This window comes from Curtobacterium sp. C2H10 (genome assembly GCF_025407985.1).
In the GTDB taxonomy this organism is placed as follows: domain Bacteria; phylum Actinomycetota; class Actinomycetes; order Actinomycetales; family Microbacteriaceae; genus Curtobacterium.
This window is the reverse complement of the sequence record NZ_JABXGF010000021.1, coordinates 38,881-54,468: the sequence shown is the minus strand read 5'-3', so window position 1 is coordinate 54,468 and position 15,588 is coordinate 38,881. Positions and strand designations below refer to the sequence as shown.

Below are 15,588 nucleotides of genomic sequence, written 5' to 3'. Positions count from 1 at the left end.
GGGCACCGCCGTCGTCGTCACGGGCTCGCCGGGCGAGCGCGCCCTGACGGCGCGGGTCGCCGGCGACACCGCGATCGACCTCGGCGGACGCACCACGCCGGCCGAGCTCGCGGCGGTCCTGGCCGGTGCCGAGGTCGTCGTCGTGGGCAACACCGGGCCGGCGCACCTCGCCGCAGCGGTGGGCGCGCCGATCGTCAGCCTGTTCTCGCCGGTGGTCCCGGCCGTCAAGTGGGCGCCGGACGCACCGCTCGTCGAACTGCTCGGCGACCAGGGGGCTCCGTGTCGCCTCAGCCGCGCCCGAGAGTGCCCGGTGCCGGGGCACCCGTGCCTGTCCTCCGTGCGCATCGAGGACGTCCTCGAGGCGCATCGGCGGCTGCTCGACCGCGCTTCCCGGATGGTCCGGAGAAGTCTGCGGAGCACGCCAGAAGGAGCTGCGTAGCTTCCGGACTGCTCCTCCTCCTCTTCTTCTCCTCCCGACCGGAAGGCCCTGCATGCGGATCCTCGTGTGGCACGTGCACGGCGGCTGGATGGACGCCTTCGTCCGCGGCCAGCACGAGTACCTCGTCCCGACCACGCCCGCCCGGGACGCCTGGGGGCTCGGCCGTGCCGACCGGGCCTGGCCGGCCTCCGTCGTCGAGATCGACCCGGCCGACGTCGCCGACGCCGAGGTCGACGTCGTGGTGCTGCAGCGGCCCGAGGAACTCGACGGGGCGCGCCGGCTGCTCGGCGGGCGCGAGGTCCCGATGGTGTTCGTCGAGCACAACGCACCCCGTGTGGACGTGCCGAACAGCCGCCACCCGCTGCGGGACCGCGACGACGTCACCATCGCCCACGTCACGCACTGGAACGCGCTCATGTGGGACTGCGGCTCGACGCGGACCACGGTCGTCGAGCACGGCGTCGTCGACCCCGGGCCCCGGTACACCGGCACGCTCGACCGACTCGGCGTCGTCATCAACGAACCCGTGCGCCGCGGCCGCGTCGTCGGGACCGACCTGCTCCCCCGCTTCGCCGCGGTCGCACCGGTCGACGTCTGGGGCATGGGCACCGAGCGCCTGCCCGAACTCGGCTTCGGCGATCGTGTGGTCGCCCGCGGCGACGTGCCCGCCGACCCGATGCACGCCGCCCTCGCCGAGCGCCGGGCGTACGTGCACCCGAACCGGTGGACGTCCCTCGGCCTGTCGCTCATCGAGGCGATGCACCTGGCGATGCCGGTCCTGGTCCTGGCGACGACGGACGCGGCCCGCACGGTCCCGGCCGAGGCGGGCGCGATCGCGACGGACGTCGAGGAGCTGGTCCGCGCCTCCAGGACCCTGCTCGAGGACCCGGACGAAGCGCGCCGACGGGGTGCCGTCGCCCGCGAGGCCGCGCTCGCGCGGCACGCACTCGGCCGCTTCACCGCGGACTGGGACGACCTGCTCGACGACGCCGTGACGCGCGCCGTGACGCGGAACCGCACGGCCTCCGCCGCGCTGGAAGGGAGTGCGCGATGAGGATCGCGATGGTGTCCGAGCATGCGAGTCCGCTCGCGGTCCTCGGCGGGGTCGACGCCGGCGGGCAGAACGTGCACGTCGCCGAACTGTCGGGCGCGCTCGCGGACCGCGGGCACCGGGTGACGGTGTACACGCGCCGCGACGACGCCGACCAGCCCGTGCGCGTCCTGCTCCGCCCCGGCGTCGAGGTCGTGCACGTCGATGCCGGGCCCGCGCGGGCGGTCCCGAAGGACGACCTCTTCCCGTACATGGGGACCTTCGCGTCGGTGCTCGCCGCGGAGTGGTTCGTCGACCGGCCCGACGTCGTGCACGCGCACTTCTGGATGTCCGGGCACGCGGCCCTCGAAGCCGTCGCCCAGGTCCAGGCGCGCACCGGCGGCGTCCGCATCCCGGTCGTCCAGACCTTCCACGCGCTCGGGGTCGTGAAGCGCCGACACCAGGGCGCTGCCGACACGAGCCCGGCCGAGCGCGAGTGGCTCGAGCCCGCGGTGGGCCGCAGCGCCGACCAGGTCGTGGCGACGTGCTCGGACGAGGCGTTCGAGCTGAAGGCGCTCGGTGTCCCGCTGCACCGCATCTCCGTGGTGCCCTGCGGCGTCGACGTGTCGCTGTTCCGACCCGAGGGCGCGGGTCTCCCCGTGGAGGAGCGCGGCCGTGCCGCCCGGATCCTCACGGCGTCGCGGCTCGTCCGGCGCAAGGGCGTCGGGACCACCATCGCCGCACTCGCCGCGCTCGTGCACGAGGGTCGCGATGTCGAACTCGTCGTCGTCGGCGGTGCCGGGGTCGCCGGCGCCGACCTCCCGGACGACCCGGAGTACCAGCGCCTCGACGCGCTCGCGCGGTCCCTCGGTGTCCGCGACCACGTCACCTTCCGGGGCCAGCTCGGACAGCACGACATGCCGGCGGTCTACCGCAGCGCGGACGTCGTCGTCTGCGCGCCCTGGTACGAGCCGTTCGGGATCGTCCCGCTCGAGGCGATGGCGTGCGGACGCCCGGTCGTCGCGTCGAGCGTCGGGGGGCTGATCGACACCGTCGTCGAGGACGCCACCGGGCTGCACGTGCCCCCGCGCGACGAGCACGCCGTCGCCGCGGCCGTCGGCGGTCTGCTCGACGACCCCGACCGACGGGCGCAGTACGGACGGGCCGGCCGCGAGCGTGCCGAGTCGCGCTACACGTGGCAGAAGGTCGCCGCGGACAGCGAGCGGGTCTACGGGCGGCTGCTCGCCGGCAGCCGGTCGGTCGCCGCCCCCGTCCCCGACGCCCTCGCCCCGATCGACACCGAGCCCCGCGGTCCACGGGCCGGACGGACCGCCCGCTCCACCCAGTCAACCGAGAGGACGGCACGATGACCATCGACCAACGCACGGGGACCGTCGACGAGCGCACCAGCGCCAGTGCTCGGATCGTGCTCGACCACGTGGCGGCCTCGGTCCCCGTGGTCGCGTCGCTCGTCGACCACGGCGACCACATCGGTGCATGGGCGGACGACATCGCCGCGCGGCTCGTCGCCGGACGCCGGTTGCTCGCTGCGGGCAACGGCGGGTCGGCGGCCGAGGCGCAGCACCTCACGTCCGAGCTGACCGGTCGCTTCGACGGGGACCGGCCGGCGTACTCGGCGATCTCCCTGCACGCCGAGTCCTCCGCCGTGACGGCCATCGGGAACGACTACGGCTTCGACCAGGTCTTCGCCCGACAGGTCTCGGCGCACGCACGGGCCGGCGACGTCCTCGTCCTGCTGAGCACGAGCGGCCGGAGCCCGAACCTGCTCCGCGCCGCGGAGGCCGCCCGCGCCGTCGGGGCCCGGACGATCGCGATGACCGGGCCGCGGCCGAACCCGCTCGCCGAGGCGGTCGACGACGCGATCTGCATCGACGGGCCCTCTGCGAACGTGCAGGAGGCGCAGCTCGTCCTCGTGCACGCACTGTGCCGGGCGATGGAACCGGCGCTCCGCCGCGGGGCACGGCGATGACCGGGCCGCACGGGAACCCCACCGTGCCGCACGGGTCCGCGACCGCGCCGCGGCTCCGCATTGCCGTCGTCGGGGACACCCTGCTCGACGTCGACGTCTCCGGCACGAGCGAACGCCTCAGCCCCGACGCGCCCGTGCCCGTCGTCGACGTCCGCACGGACGACCGCCGTGCCGGTGGCGCCGGCCTCGTGGCGACGATGCTCGCGCGCGACGGCCACGACGTGACCCTCGTCACCGTGCTCTCCGACGACTCCAGGGGACCGGAGATCCGCAGCCTGCTCCCGGACGTCACCGTCGTCGCGGGCCCGTCCGGAGCGCCCACACCCGTGAAGACCCGCGTGCGCGTCGTCGACCACGCGCTCGTGCGGATCGACGAGGGGTGCGGCACCCCGCCCGTCCCGGACGTCACCGACGCGATGACCGCCGCCCTCGACGGGGTCGACGCCGTCGTCGTCGCCGACTACGGCCGCGGGGTCGCCGCTGCGCCGGGCATGCGGGAGGCCCTCGCCCGGGCGGCCCGGAGCACCCCCGTCGTCTGGGACCCGCACCCGAAGGGCGCCACGCCGGTCGCCGGGGTCGCGGTCGTGACCCCGAACTCCGCCGAGGCGCGCCGGTTCACCGCCGACGCGGTCGTGTCACCCCACGCGGGCGCGGGCAGCGCCGGCAGCGCGGACGTCACCTTCGCCACCGCGGCAGCGGCCCACCTGGTAGCCACGTGGCGCGTCGGCGCCGTCGCCGTGACGCTCGGCGACCGCGGCGCGCTCGTCGCGAGCAGCCGAGACGGCAACCGCTTCGTCCCGGCACCCTCCGTCACCGCAGGCGATCCCTGTGGCGCGGGCGACCGTCTCGCCGCCGGTGTGGCCGTCGCCCTCGCCTCGGGAGCCGACGTCGCCGAGGCCGTCACCGCCGGGGTCACCGCCGCGTCCGAGTACCTCGCCGCGGGCGGCGTCACGGCGCTCTTCGCCCAGGAGGGTCCGGCACCCGTGCGCGTCCCCGGCGCCGACCGCGACGCGATGCGCTTCGTGCACGACGTGCGGAACGCGGGCGGGACCGTGGTGGCCACGGGTGGCTGCTTCGACCTGCTGCACGCCGGGCACGCCCGCACGCTCTCGGCAGCCCGGGCGCTCGGGGACTGCCTGGTGGTCTGCCTGAACTCCGACGACTCGGTCCGGGCGCTCAAGGGCCCCGACCGGCCGATCATGGGCCAGGACGACCGCGTCGAGCTGCTCCTCGCGCTGGACTGCGTCGACGCCGTCGTGGTCTTCGACGAGCACACGCCCGACGAGGCCCTGCGCCGCTTCCGTCCGGACGTCTGGGCGAAGGGCGGCGACTACACCGCGGCCGAGCTCCCGGAGTCGCACACCCTCGCCGAGTGGGGCGGCCGCGTCGTGACGGTCCCGTTCCACCCCGGCCGGTCGACCACGCGACTCGCGGCGGCCCTCGAACACGTCGGCTGAGCCGGCACGCCCCACCACCCCACCACGGAAGGAAGTCCATGCCCGTCCCCACCACCCCCATCGGCCGTGTCCTCGTCACCGGCGGCGCCTCCGGCCTCGGGGCCGCGGTCGTCGCCGCGGTCACCGAGGCCGGCGGCACGCCGATCGTCCTCGACCTCCGGATCGATGCCGTCCCGGACGGCCTCGACGCCGTCGCGGTCGACGTCACCGACACCGAGGCGACCGAGCGAGCCGTCCGCGAGGCAGCGGAGCGGCACGGCGGTCTTGACGCCGTCGTGACCGCGGCGGGGATCGACAAGCCCGCCCCGATCGGCGGCATCTCGTCCGGCGACTGGGAGCGGATCGTCGCCGTCAACCTGCTCGGCACGGCGGCCGTCGTCCGTGCGGCGCTGCCCGCGCTCGAGGCATCGCACGGTCGGGTCGTCACGGTCTCCTCGTCGCTCGCCCTCCGCGGCGTCGGGGACGGCACCGCATACTCGGCGTCGAAGTTCGGCGTCCGCGGCTTCTCGCAGGCCCTCGCCGCCGAGACCGGCGGCAGCGTCGGCGTCACGAACGTGATCCCGGCGGGCATGCGGACGAACTTCTTCGCGGACCGCACGGAGCAGTACAAGCCCGGGTCGGACGCGCAGCTCATCGAGCCGGAGTACGTCGCGAACGCGATCCTGTTCGCGCTCGCGCAGCCGGCTGGCTGCGAGATCCGCGAGCTGTCGATCATGCCGGCGACGGAGCCGAGCTGGCCGTAGACGCGACCGTCTGACGGACGGGAGGCGCGGTGCGGGCCCGCACCGCGCCTCCAGTCACGTGGTGCGGAGCAGGTCCGCGACGTCGTCGAGCACGGCCTGCGGCTCGACCTCGTCGACGTAGGACGGGTCGTGCGCGCAGCGCTCGGCCGTCCACCCGACCTGCGTCACGTCGACCCCGCACACCGGGCACCGCGTCACGTACGAGAGGTGGACGCGGTGCCGACCGCGGTCGAACGGACCGGCGTTCACCACGTTGCCGAACCAGAACACGCCCACCGTCGGGGTGCCCACGGCCACGGCGAGGTGCCGCGGGCCGGAGTCGTCGCCGACCATGACGTCCGCCGCCGCGAGGACCGCCGGGAGGTCGGTGAGCGGGAGCGCGCCGGTGCGGTCGTGCACGCGGTCCGCGGAGTCGGCGGGCAGCGCGGCCCGGATCGCTGCCGCAGCGGGCACGTCCGTGGCGTCACCGACGAGGACGACGTCGTCACCGGCGGCGAGCCGAGCCCGGGCGACCGCGGCGAACCGGTCCGGGCTCCAGCGGCGCCGCGGATCGGTGGCCCCCGGGTGGATCGCGACGAGCCGCCCGCTGCGGTCCGACGCGGTGCAGACGCCGAGCCGGTCGCGGACCGCCGTGCGCTCCTCGTCGGAGACGCGCACGCGGGGGTCGAGGGTCACCGGTGCGGCACCGGCGAGCGAGACGACCTCGAGCGCCCGGAGGACCTCGTGCTGGTAGTAGACGTAGCGGACCCAGCGCTCCGTGACCTCGGCGTCCTCGGTGGCGGTGCCGACCGTGTGCCGGGCGCCGAGCCGGAGCAGGAACGGGTTCGAGTTCCGTCCGCCCCCGTGCAGCTGCACGGCGAGGTCGAAGCGCCCGGCGAGCCGCGACTCGAAGTCCGCGAGGGTCGGGGCACCCTCGCCGGAGTCCCGGACGCCCGGGATGACCGGCAGCTCCTCGAACGCGTGCACGGCGTCGGTCCGGCCGCGCAGCACCGCCGGGGCGGTCGGCGTGCCGAGCAGGGTGATGCGCGCGTCGGGGTACGCCGCTGCCAGGGCCTCGAGCGCCGGCACCGCGAAGAGCAGGTCGCCGAGGCCCCCGCCCCGGAGCACCCCGATCTCGCGGACGTCGTCGAACCGTTCTCCACCGTTGCCGATCAGTTGCACCCGTCCCGTCTACCGACCAGGGGCCGCCCGGACGTCCAGCAGCGGGCTCGGATGGACGAGAAACGCGATGCCGTGGGCGTGCCCAGCTTCCCGCGAGGACCGTCGGACCCCCGCCCGTCCCCCGGAAGGACACCATGACGATCGCTCCCCCCGCCACCGATGACATCGTGGTGGCCGACCCCGCCACCGGGACCCTCGCCTCGACGGTGCGCCGCGCCTCCGAGGAGGAGGTCCGCACCGCCGTCGCCCGTGCCCGCGCCGCGGCCCCGATGTGGGCCCGGACCGCACCGGCGGAGCGGGGTGCCCTGCTGCACCGCGCTGCCGAGCACGTCCGCGCGCACGCCCAGGAGCTGGCTGATCTGAACACCCGGGAGACCGGCAAGGTCCCCGGCGACGCGCTCGGCGGGGTCGAGGCCGGGGTCGGGACGCTCGTGCAGTACGCCGAGCTCGGACCCGTGCACCGCGGCGAGGCCCTGCGCGGCGCGTTCGGCGCTGCCGACTGGTCGGTGCCGCACCCCCGCGGCGTGGTGCTCGCGCTCACCCCGTGGAACGACCCGGTCGCCGTGGCGTGCGGGATCCTCGGCGCCGCGATCGTCACCGGCAACACGGTCGTGCACAAGGGCAGCGAGCGCTCCCCCGCCACGATCGCCCGGCTGAACGCCCTGCTCGCCGAGGTCCTGCCGGACGGCGTCCTCGTCGGGGTGGACGGCGACGGCGCGACGGGTGAACTGCTCCTCGCGCTGGACGGCGTCGACGTGTACGCGCACGTGGGCTCCACCGCGACCGGTGACCGGCTCTCCGAGGCTGCGGTGCGGACCCGTGCCCACGTCGTCCGGGAGAACGGCGGGAACGACGCGGTCGTCGTGGACGCCGACGTCGACCCGGTGTGGGCCGCCGCCCAGGTGGCGCTCGGCGCCTTCGCGAACACCGGCCAGATCTGTACGAGCGTCGAGCGGGTGTACGTGCACCGCGCGGTCGCCGAGCCGTTCCTGGCCGCACTCGTCGCCGAGGCCGAGCGGCGCACGTCGGCCCCGGCAACGGAGTACGGGCCGCTCGTCGACGACCGGCTCCGGCGCACCGTGCAGTCGCACGTCGACGACGCGCTGCAGCGTGGGGCGTCGGCGCGCACCGGCGGGGCCACACCGGACGGCCCGGGCGCCTTCTACCCCGCGACCGTGCTCACCGGTGTCACCGACGACATGCTCGTCATGACCGAGGAGACCTTCGGGCCGATCGCCCCCGTGCGCGTCGTCGAGGACTTCGACGAGGGCCTGCGGCTCGCGGCGGCCGACCGCTACGGCCTCGCGGCGACGGTGCTCACGAACGACACCGGACACGCCCTGCGTGCGGCCGCGGAACTCCCCGTCGGGACGGTGAAGGTGAACGCCGTCTTCGGTGGCGCCCCGGGTGGCAGCGCGCAGCCCCGGGGTGCCTCCGGTGCCGGGTTCGGGTACGGCCCGCACCTGCTCGACGAGCTCACCACCACGACGGTCGTGCACCTCGAGGCGGCCCCGCCGGCCGGGGGTGCCCGGTGAGCGTCGACGTCCGGCTCGTCCGGGACCTCGTCGCCACGGTCGACGACCGCGAGCCGCTCGTCGTCGTCATCGGCGACTGCATCCTCGACCGCTGGACCGTCGGCGAGGCCGAACGGGTCTCGCGCGAGGCCCCGGCCCCGGTGGTCCGCGTGACGGAGACCGTGGCGGTCCCTGGTGGCGCGGCGAACACCGCGGTGAACGCTCGCGCGCTCGGCGCCCGCGTCCGGATGGTCGGGCTGCTCGGTGACGACGAGGCCGGTGCTGTGCTCCGCGAACGCCTCGACACCGCCGGGGTGGACACGTCCTGCATGGTCGTCGTCCCCGGCACCCGCACCACGACGAAGTCGCGGGTCGTCGGCGGCGACCGGGTCGTCGTCCGCGTCGACGAGATCGCCGCGGAGCCCACCGCCGAGCACGGCGTCCGGCTGGCCGAGGCCGTCGCCCGCGCGCTGCGGTGCGCCGACGCCGCGGTCGTCTGCGACTACGGCCTCGGGGTGGACCCGGGCGACGTCGTCCCCGTGCTCGACGCCGACCGTCCCACCGCGGTCGTCGTCGACGCGCACGACCTCACCCGCTGGGCGGCGCTCCGGCCCGACCTCGTGACGCCCAACGCCGGCGAGGCGGCCGCCCTGCTCGGTGCGCCGCTCGGGACCGGCCCGGACCGGGCGTCCGCGGTCGTGGACGCCCGGCACGAGGTGCTCCGACGGACCGGCGCACGTGCGGCGGTCGTCACGCTGGACCGCGACGGCACGGTCCTGGTCGAGCACGGTTCCGACGGTGGATTCCGCACGCGGGCGGTCCCCGCCTCGGAGCAGCAGGCCTCCGGTGCCGGCGACACCTTCTGCGCCGCTGCCACGGTGGCGCTCGCCGTGCACGCCCCGCTCCGCGACGCCGTGTCGGTCGCCCAGGCGGCAGCCGATGTCGTCGTCCGCGAGGCCGGCACCTCGGTGTGCTCGGCCGCGGCGCTGCTCGAGTCGGTGACCGCGCCGGCCGCGACCGTCGTCGACCACGACGAGCTCGCCGCCGCGGTGGACGCCGCGCGGGAGGCCGGACGACGGATCGTGTTCACGAACGGCTGCTTCGACGTGGTCCACCGCGGGCACACGACGTACCTCCGGCAGGCCCGGGACCTGGGCGACCTGCTCGTCGTCGCACTGAACGACGACGACTCCGTCCGGCGCCTGAAGGGTCCGGAGCGGCCGATCAACCCGGCCGAGGACCGGGCCGGTGTCCTCGCCGCCCTCGCGTGCGTCGACCTGGTGACGGTCTTCGCCACCGACACCCCGATTCCGCTCATCGAACGGCTGCACCCCGAGGTCTACGTCAAGGGCGGCGACTACTCCCCCGAGATGCTGCGCGAGACCGCGGTGGTGCAGGGCTACGGCGGCGAGGTCGTCATGGTCGACTACGTGCCCGAGCACTCCACGACCGCCGTCGTCCGACGGATCCGCGAGGCGGCCGCAGCGACCGAGGCCGCGCGGACGGACCCCGAGGCCGCTCCGTGACACGTCAGGGGGAAGTCATACCGCGGTAGGGGGTGGTCGAGACCCGCGCGGGATGGCAGCCGGTCGCACGCTCCGTAGCGTCGAAGCCGTCGACGAGGTCCGTCGGCGGAGGGAGCCACCGTGTTCGACCAGATCACCCCGCTCGTCGTCGAGCTGGCGGCCAGCCCGCTCGTCTTCGTCGTCCTCTTCGCGCTCTGCCTGGTGGACGGCTTCTTCCCACCCGTGCCGAGCGAGGCCGCCCTCGTCGCGGTCGCCGCCATCGCCGCGACCTCCGGCCAGCCGGTCCTCGCCGGGGTTCTCGCTGCCGCGGCGCTCGGGGCGGTCGCCGGGGACTCCGTCGCCTACTGGATCGGCCGTCGGATCGGACTCGGCCGCCTCGCGCGGTCCCGGCGTCCGAGGATCGCCGCGGCGTTCGCGTTCGCCGAGCGCCAGATGCGACGGCGGTCCGCGAGCCTCATCCTCGTCGGTCGGTACATCCCCGTCGGACGCGTCGCGGTGAACACGACCGCCGGTGCGACACGGCTCCCCTACCGCCGGTTCCTCGCGATCAGCTCGGTCGCCGGGCTGGCGTGGTCGGCCACCTCGATCGGGATCGCCCTCGCGGCGTCGAGCGTGCTGCACGAGCCGCTCGTCGCAGCGCTGGTCTCGATGGTGGTCGCCGCCGGACTGGGGATCGCCGTCGACCGGGTCATCGGTAGAGTCACCCGGAAGCGGGAGGCCCGAGCAGCCGCCCGGGCGGACGACCGCGCGGACGCCCGGGCAGCGGTCCTCGACGCCGCCCGCCCCGCACCGCACCTCGCCCACTCCGGAGGGACCGCACGACCGTGACCGCCCACGTCCCACCCGCGACGCCGCGCCGACGCCGGCCGTGGTCGACGCGCCGGGAGTGGGCGACCTGGCCCGTCGTCGCCGCCCGGATCGCGCTCGTCGTCGTCGCCGCGACGCTCTTCGCGGTGGCCGCACCCGTGACGGTCGCCGTGTACGACGTGCCCGTCCCGCTCGCGCTGCTCGTGACCGCGGTGCTCTCCGTCTCGCTCGGGCTCGCTCCGGTGCTGCCGCGGACGTCCTCGGTGGTGCACCTGGCGGGGGTGGCGGCCCTCGGGCTGCTCACCGCCGGGTCGCCGGCCGGTCCGTGGCCGCTCCCGGTCACCGCGATCATCGGCGTCGGCGCGCTCCTCGTCGTGCTCGGCGTCCGGACGGACTGGCGACTCACCGCCGCCGTCTGGACCGCGGCGACGGTGCTCACGCTCGGCCTGGTCGCGGTGGTCCCCGGTCGGTGGGACCCGGCCGACGTCTGGGCCGCGACCTTCGTCGTGTCCGCAGGCAGCGACCTGCTCCTCGCCGGGACGGCCGTGGCGATCGGGCAGCGCCGCGCCGTCCGGGTGGAGCTCGCCGAGGCCCGCCGCGACGCCGAACTCGAGCAAGCCCGCCGCCGGTCGGTCGAGGAACGCTCCCGGATCGCCCGCGAACTCCACGACGTCGTGGCGCACAGCATGTCCGTCGTGCACATGCAGGCCGAGTCGGCGCCGTTCCGCGTGGCCGACCTCCCGCCGGCAGCACGTGCGGAGTTCGCGGCGATCGCCGAGACCTCGCGGACGGCGCTCCGCGAGATGCGGCAGCTGCTCGGCACCCTGCGCGGCGACGGCTCGGCGGAACGGGCGCCGCAGCCCCGGCTCGCCGACCTCCCCGCGCTCGTGCAGGCCACGCGGGCCGCCGGGATCCCGGTCGAGCTCCACCTCGACGACGACGCATCCGACGACGGGGACGACCGGCTGGCACAGCTGAGCGCGTACCGGGTCGTGCAGGAGGCGCTCGGGAACGTCGCGCGGCACGCTCCCGGTGCGGTCACGATCGTGACGGTCGCCCGGCGCGGCGCCCTGCTGGCGGTCGAGGTGACCAACGCCGCGCCACCCGCCGGCACCGTCCCCGCCACTCCCCCGGACGACGGCGGGTTCGGGCTCGCCGGCATGCGGGAGCGCGTGTCGGCACTCGGCGGGACGATCGAGCACGGGCCGCTCCCGGACGGCGGGTTCCGGGTCGCCGTGACCCTGCCCGCCCACCCGAGCACGGCCCAGTCCGCCCACCCGAGCACCGCCCAGCCGAGCACGGCCCCGCCCGACCGAGGAACCCGATGACGCGTGTGATGGTGGTGGACGACCAGCAGATGTTCCGCATGGGACTGCGGGCGATCCTCCAGGCCCAGGACGACGTCGAGGTCGTGGGCGAGGCGTCGGACGGCGCCGAAGCGGTCGTCGAGGCGCTGCGGCTGCGACCCGACGTCGTGCTCATGGACGTCCGGATGCCCCAGCTCGACGGGATCGAGGCGACCCGACGGATCACGGCCGCCCCGGCCACGCAGCCCGTGCGGGTCGTCATGCTCACGACGTTCGACATCGACGACTACGTGTTCGACGCCCTCCGGGCCGGGGCGAGCGGGTTCCTGCTCAAGGACGCCAGCGCCGACGAACTCGTCCAGGCGGTCCGGACCGTCGCGGCGGGCGACTCGTTGCTGGCGCCGCGGGTGACCCGCCACCTCGTCGAGGCGTTCGTCGCGGGCCCGCTCCCGGCCGCACCCCGGACCGAGGTGCTCGAGGTGCTGACCGAACGGGAGCGCGACGTGTTCCTGCTGCTGGCTCGGGGCCGGTCGAACGGGGAGATCGCGGCGGAGCTCTACATCGCCGAACAGACGGTGAAGACGCACGTCGGCCGCATCCTGGCGAAGCTGCAGCTGCGGGACCGGGTGCACGCGGTGGTGCTGGCGTACGAGACCGGCCTGGTGACGCCCGCCCCCTGAGGGACCGGTGCCACCAGGCCGTCTCGACCGAGCCGAGGAGGCTAGCGGACCCGGACCTGCTTCGAGGCCTGCTTGCCGGACTGCACGCCGGTGAAGGTGATCGTCGACTTCCCCGACGTCGCCTTCCACGCCACCGTCGCCGTGCCGTCGACGACGTCCACCGTGCCGAGGTCGGTCGACCCGACGGCGACCCGCACCTGGCGGTCACCGGCGAACCGCGACCCGGTGAGCGTCACGCGCTGGTTCGGACGCGGTGCACCGACGGACAGGTCGATGCGGGCGCCGCGCGACAGTGCCGCGAGGTCGTCGTGCAGCCGGAGCCCGTCGCGGATGGTGGAGAACGTGTCCGTCTGGTCCGACAGCCCGACGACGTTCGCGGCACCCGGGCCGTACGCCGCGATGCGGACCTGCGTGCCGGTGTGCTGCTGCGAGCTGCCCGCGGCCGAGGTGCCGTACGAGACCTTCATCGTGGTGCCGTCCGCGGTGCGGAGCGCCGTGGAGAGCGAGGTCGGCGGCGTGCTGTCGACGATCTGGCTCGAGTGGGCGTGGTCGGCCGTGGCGATGACGAGCGTGTTGCCGTCCTTCTTCGCGAAGGCGAGTGCGGACTGCACGGCCTCGTCGAAGTCGATCGTCTCGCCGATCTGGCCGCAGGCGTCGGCGGCGTGGTCCTGCTTGTCGATGCTCGCGCCCTCGACCTGCAGGAAGAAGCCCTTGCCGGTCTTCCCACGGTCACGGTTCAGCAGGTCGATCGACTTGTTCGTGAGCGACTGCAGCGACAGCCCGGTCGACAGGCGTGCCGGGTTCGGCGTGCACTGCACCGGTGCCTGGTCCGCCCCGCCGACGGTCGCCGTGGTGGGTGCGTACCGGGTCGGGAAGTTGCCCGGGGTGAAGAGCCCGAGGAGCGGCTTCGACTGGTCCGCACGACGGACGGCGGCGAGGCCGTCGGCGTCGGAGACCACCTGGTAGCCGCGCTGCTCAGCCTGGTCGAAGAGCGTCGAGCCCTGCCACTGCCCGGCCTTCGCGGTCTGCTGGAAGCTCGCCGAACCGCCGCCGAGGGTGAGGTCCGGGCGCGTGTTCAGCAGCTGCTCGCTGATCGACCCGAGCCCACCGTTCTGCAGCGCGTCGGTGCCGCACGAGGCCGTGTCCGGGCCGTAGCAGGAGCGGGCGCCGACGTGGGCGACCTGGACCGCCGGGGTGGCGTCCTGGATCTCGGCGGTGGACACGTCGCCGGTGCGGAGGCCGTTCGCCTTCGCGAGCTCGAGGAGCGTCTGCTGCTGCTTTCCGTCGATGTCGACCGAGATCGCGCCGTCGTACGTCTTCGTCCCGGTCGCCCAGGCGCTGCCGGAGGCCGCCGAGTCGGTGACGTAGTCGGGCTTGCCCTTGTCCGCACCGTCCTTGTACAGGGAGTACGTCGTGTACGAGCCGGTCAGCGGCAGCGCGTCGAGGCCCGGGAGCCGACCGGCCGCGCCGTACTGGTAGTTCCGCGCGATGGTGATCTCGGAGTCGCCCATCCCGTCGCCGATGAGCAGGATGACGTTCTTCGCGCCGGCCCGCTTGATCTCCTGCTGGATCGACCGGGTCTGGTCGCCCTGGTGGCGCTGTGCGCCGCCGTGCTGGTTCAGCGCGAGCTGCCCGACGGCCTCGGCCGCGCCCGGCAGGGCGACGGCGCCGGCGATGAGCGCGGCGCCGAGTGCGAGCGCCGCGCGGCGGCGGCGCTGCGAAGTGTGCTGCATTGGGTGTTCCCCTCGTCTGTGCCCCGAACGGGTGCCATCCGAGGATGGCTGTGCGTGGGTACAGGCGGGTGAACGGGCCCGGTCTGGTCGATGAACAGACGCGGTGACAGCGAGACGGGAGGCGCGGTGCCACCTGGCACCGCGCCTCCCGTCGGAAGTCGGTCGGGTCTACGCGGCGAGGTGCGCCTGCAGGAACCAGCGGTCCTTGGTCAGGCCGCGCTCGATCTCGATGACGACGTCCTGGCTGTTGAGGTCGACCTCGTCGAGGCCCTCGACGGCGCGGCGGACCTGCAGCAGCGCGGCGTCGATCTCGGCGATGACCTCGGTGATGGTCACGTCGGAGTTCTGGAAGCCCTCGGACAGCGGCGGGATCGTGGTGTTCGCGGCGACCGTGGCGATCCGGGAGTCGACCGGGAGGCCGAGGGCGACGATGCGCTCCGCGGCGAGGTCGGCCCACTCCTGGGCGTGCTCGACGATGGTGTCGAGGAGCTCGTGCACGCCGACGAAGTTGCGGCCGCGGACGTGCCAGTGCGCCTGCTTGCCGTTGACGACGAGCGCCTCGAGGTCGATCACGACGGGGGCGAGGAACTGCGCCACCCCAGCGGCGAGCTCCGGCGTCGTCGAGAACGGGGACGTGGTGGGCGTGGTGCTGGTGGTGTTGGTCATGTCGTTTCCTCCTGCCTCGTGGTCCCACCCGAGTGGGGTGGATCCGATGGTGACAACAGTGCCCGCTTCTCTTGTATGCCGCAAGGAAGCGAAGGCTGACCTCACCCGGTCAGCCGACGAGTGTGTCGAAGCCGGCGTCGGCCAGTTCGATCTGCACGACGGAGCGGGCGCGCTCGACCCAGGGGCTGTCGGCGCAGCCGATCCAGACGCTCGTGCGCGGTTCGCAGTCGGCGACGCACCACTCGGCCGCCCACCCGGTGACGGCGTGCGCGAGGGCCTCGCCGTGGTCGGCGAAGACGAGGGGTGACACCGCGGACGTCCGGGCGCTCCGGAGCAGCCACGTCACCGTGACGCGCGGGGGCGCCGGGAGCGTGCGGACCTGCTCGGCGAGGGCTGCCTCGACGAAGACCTGGCCGTAGGCGTTCTCGGGCAGGTCCTCGAGCATGCGGGTCATCTCGGGAAGGTCGTCGACACTGCCGGCGATGAGGATGCGTTCGCTGGGCTGTCGCCGGGTCCGTGCCATGCGACCACGGTA

Annotated in this window: 15 protein-coding genes; 11 read left to right on the top strand and 4 right to left on the bottom strand. The window is 74.7% G+C overall.

The features are described 5' to 3' along the window. The 6 genes from HWD93_RS09855 to HWD93_RS09830 form a co-directional block, all read left to right on the top strand. Positions 1–439, top strand: a 439-nt coding sequence (locus HWD93_RS09855) for a glycosyltransferase family 9 protein (protein WP_261646713.1), incomplete at its 5' end; no start/stop codon positions are given. A gap of 52 nt (positions 440–491) precedes the next feature. Then, positions 492–1,493, top strand: coding sequence for a glycosyltransferase (locus tag HWD93_RS09850; RefSeq protein WP_261646712.1), 1,002 nt, complete (start codon positions 492–494; stop codon positions 1,491–1,493). Further along, the gene (locus HWD93_RS09845) at positions 1,490–2,839 is read left to right on the top strand and encodes a glycosyltransferase (protein ID WP_261646711.1); all 1,350 of its coding nucleotides are present in this window, start codon (positions 1,490–1,492) and stop codon (positions 2,837–2,839) included. The genes HWD93_RS09850 and HWD93_RS09845 overlap by 4 nt, the downstream gene beginning before the upstream one ends. Then, positions 2,836–3,459, top strand: a complete 624-nt coding sequence (locus tag HWD93_RS09840; protein ID WP_261646710.1) for an SIS domain-containing protein — start codon at positions 2,836–2,838, stop codon at positions 3,457–3,459. The genes HWD93_RS09845 and HWD93_RS09840 overlap by 4 nt, the downstream gene beginning before the upstream one ends. After that, positions 3,456–4,916 carry a PfkB family carbohydrate kinase gene (locus HWD93_RS09835; protein ID WP_261646709.1) on the top strand — a complete coding sequence of 487 codons (1,461 nt, stop codon included), beginning with the start codon at positions 3,456–3,458 and terminating at the stop codon, positions 4,914–4,916. The genes HWD93_RS09840 and HWD93_RS09835 overlap by 4 nt, the downstream gene beginning before the upstream one ends. A gap of 38 nt (positions 4,917–4,954) precedes the next feature. Beyond that, positions 4,955–5,659, top strand: a complete 705-nt coding sequence (locus tag HWD93_RS09830; protein WP_261646708.1) for an SDR family oxidoreductase — start codon at positions 4,955–4,957, stop codon at positions 5,657–5,659. A 54-nt stretch (positions 5,660–5,713) separates the two neighbouring features. On the opposite strand, the gene HWD93_RS09825 is transcribed toward HWD93_RS09830, so the two are convergent. Beyond that, positions 5,714–6,820: a glycosyltransferase family 9 protein gene (locus tag HWD93_RS09825; protein WP_261646707.1), complete on the bottom strand. Its 1,107-nt coding sequence runs from the start codon at positions 6,818–6,820 to the stop codon at positions 5,714–5,716. Positions 6,821–6,954: 134 nt separating this feature from the next. Between HWD93_RS09825 and HWD93_RS09820 the strand changes: the two genes are divergently transcribed. The 5 genes from HWD93_RS09820 to HWD93_RS09800 all read left to right on the top strand — a co-directional run bounded on the left by HWD93_RS09820 (position 6,955) and on the right by HWD93_RS09800 (position 12,654). Continuing rightward, entirely contained in the window at positions 6,955–8,355 is a 1,401-nt protein-coding gene (locus HWD93_RS09820; RefSeq protein ID WP_261646706.1) for an aldehyde dehydrogenase, read from the top strand. Further along, the gene (rfaE2, locus tag HWD93_RS19470; RefSeq protein WP_261646705.1) at positions 8,352–9,860 is read left to right on the top strand and encodes a D-glycero-beta-D-manno-heptose 1-phosphate adenylyltransferase; all 1,509 of its coding nucleotides are present in this window, start codon (positions 8,352–8,354) and stop codon (positions 9,858–9,860) included. Before HWD93_RS09820 ends, rfaE2 begins: the two co-directional genes overlap by 4 nt. 120 nt (positions 9,861–9,980) lie before the next feature. Further along, a complete protein-coding gene (locus tag HWD93_RS09810) occupies positions 9,981–10,688 on the top strand; it encodes a VTT domain-containing protein (RefSeq protein WP_261646704.1) in 708 nt (235 codons plus the stop codon). Further along, entirely contained in the window at positions 10,685–11,995 is a 1,311-nt protein-coding gene (locus tag HWD93_RS09805; protein WP_261646703.1) for a histidine kinase, read from the top strand. The genes HWD93_RS09810 and HWD93_RS09805 overlap by 4 nt, the downstream gene beginning before the upstream one ends. Next, positions 11,992–12,654, top strand: a complete 663-nt coding sequence (locus tag HWD93_RS09800) for a response regulator transcription factor (RefSeq protein ID WP_261646702.1) — start codon at positions 11,992–11,994, stop codon at positions 12,652–12,654. The genes HWD93_RS09805 and HWD93_RS09800 overlap by 4 nt, the downstream gene beginning before the upstream one ends. 41 nt (positions 12,655–12,695) lie before the next feature. On the opposite strand, the gene phoA is transcribed toward HWD93_RS09800, so the two are convergent. The 3 genes from phoA to HWD93_RS09785 all read right to left on the bottom strand — a co-directional run bounded on the left by phoA (position 12,696) and on the right by HWD93_RS09785 (position 15,576). After that, positions 12,696–14,387 (bottom strand): alkaline phosphatase, encoded by a 1,692-nt coding sequence (gene phoA, locus HWD93_RS09795; protein WP_261646701.1) that lies wholly within the window; start codon positions 14,385–14,387, stop codon positions 12,696–12,698. Positions 14,388–14,555: 168 nt separating this feature from the next. After that, a complete protein-coding gene (locus HWD93_RS09790) occupies positions 14,556–15,053 on the bottom strand; it encodes a Dps family protein (RefSeq protein ID WP_070418937.1) in 498 nt (165 codons plus the stop codon). A 109-nt stretch (positions 15,054–15,162) separates the two neighbouring features. Then, on the bottom strand, positions 15,163–15,576 hold the full coding sequence (locus HWD93_RS09785) for an SIP domain-containing protein (RefSeq protein WP_071301600.1): 414 nt from the start codon (positions 15,574–15,576) through the stop codon (positions 15,163–15,165). Between the last annotated feature and the right edge of the window lie 12 nt (positions 15,577–15,588).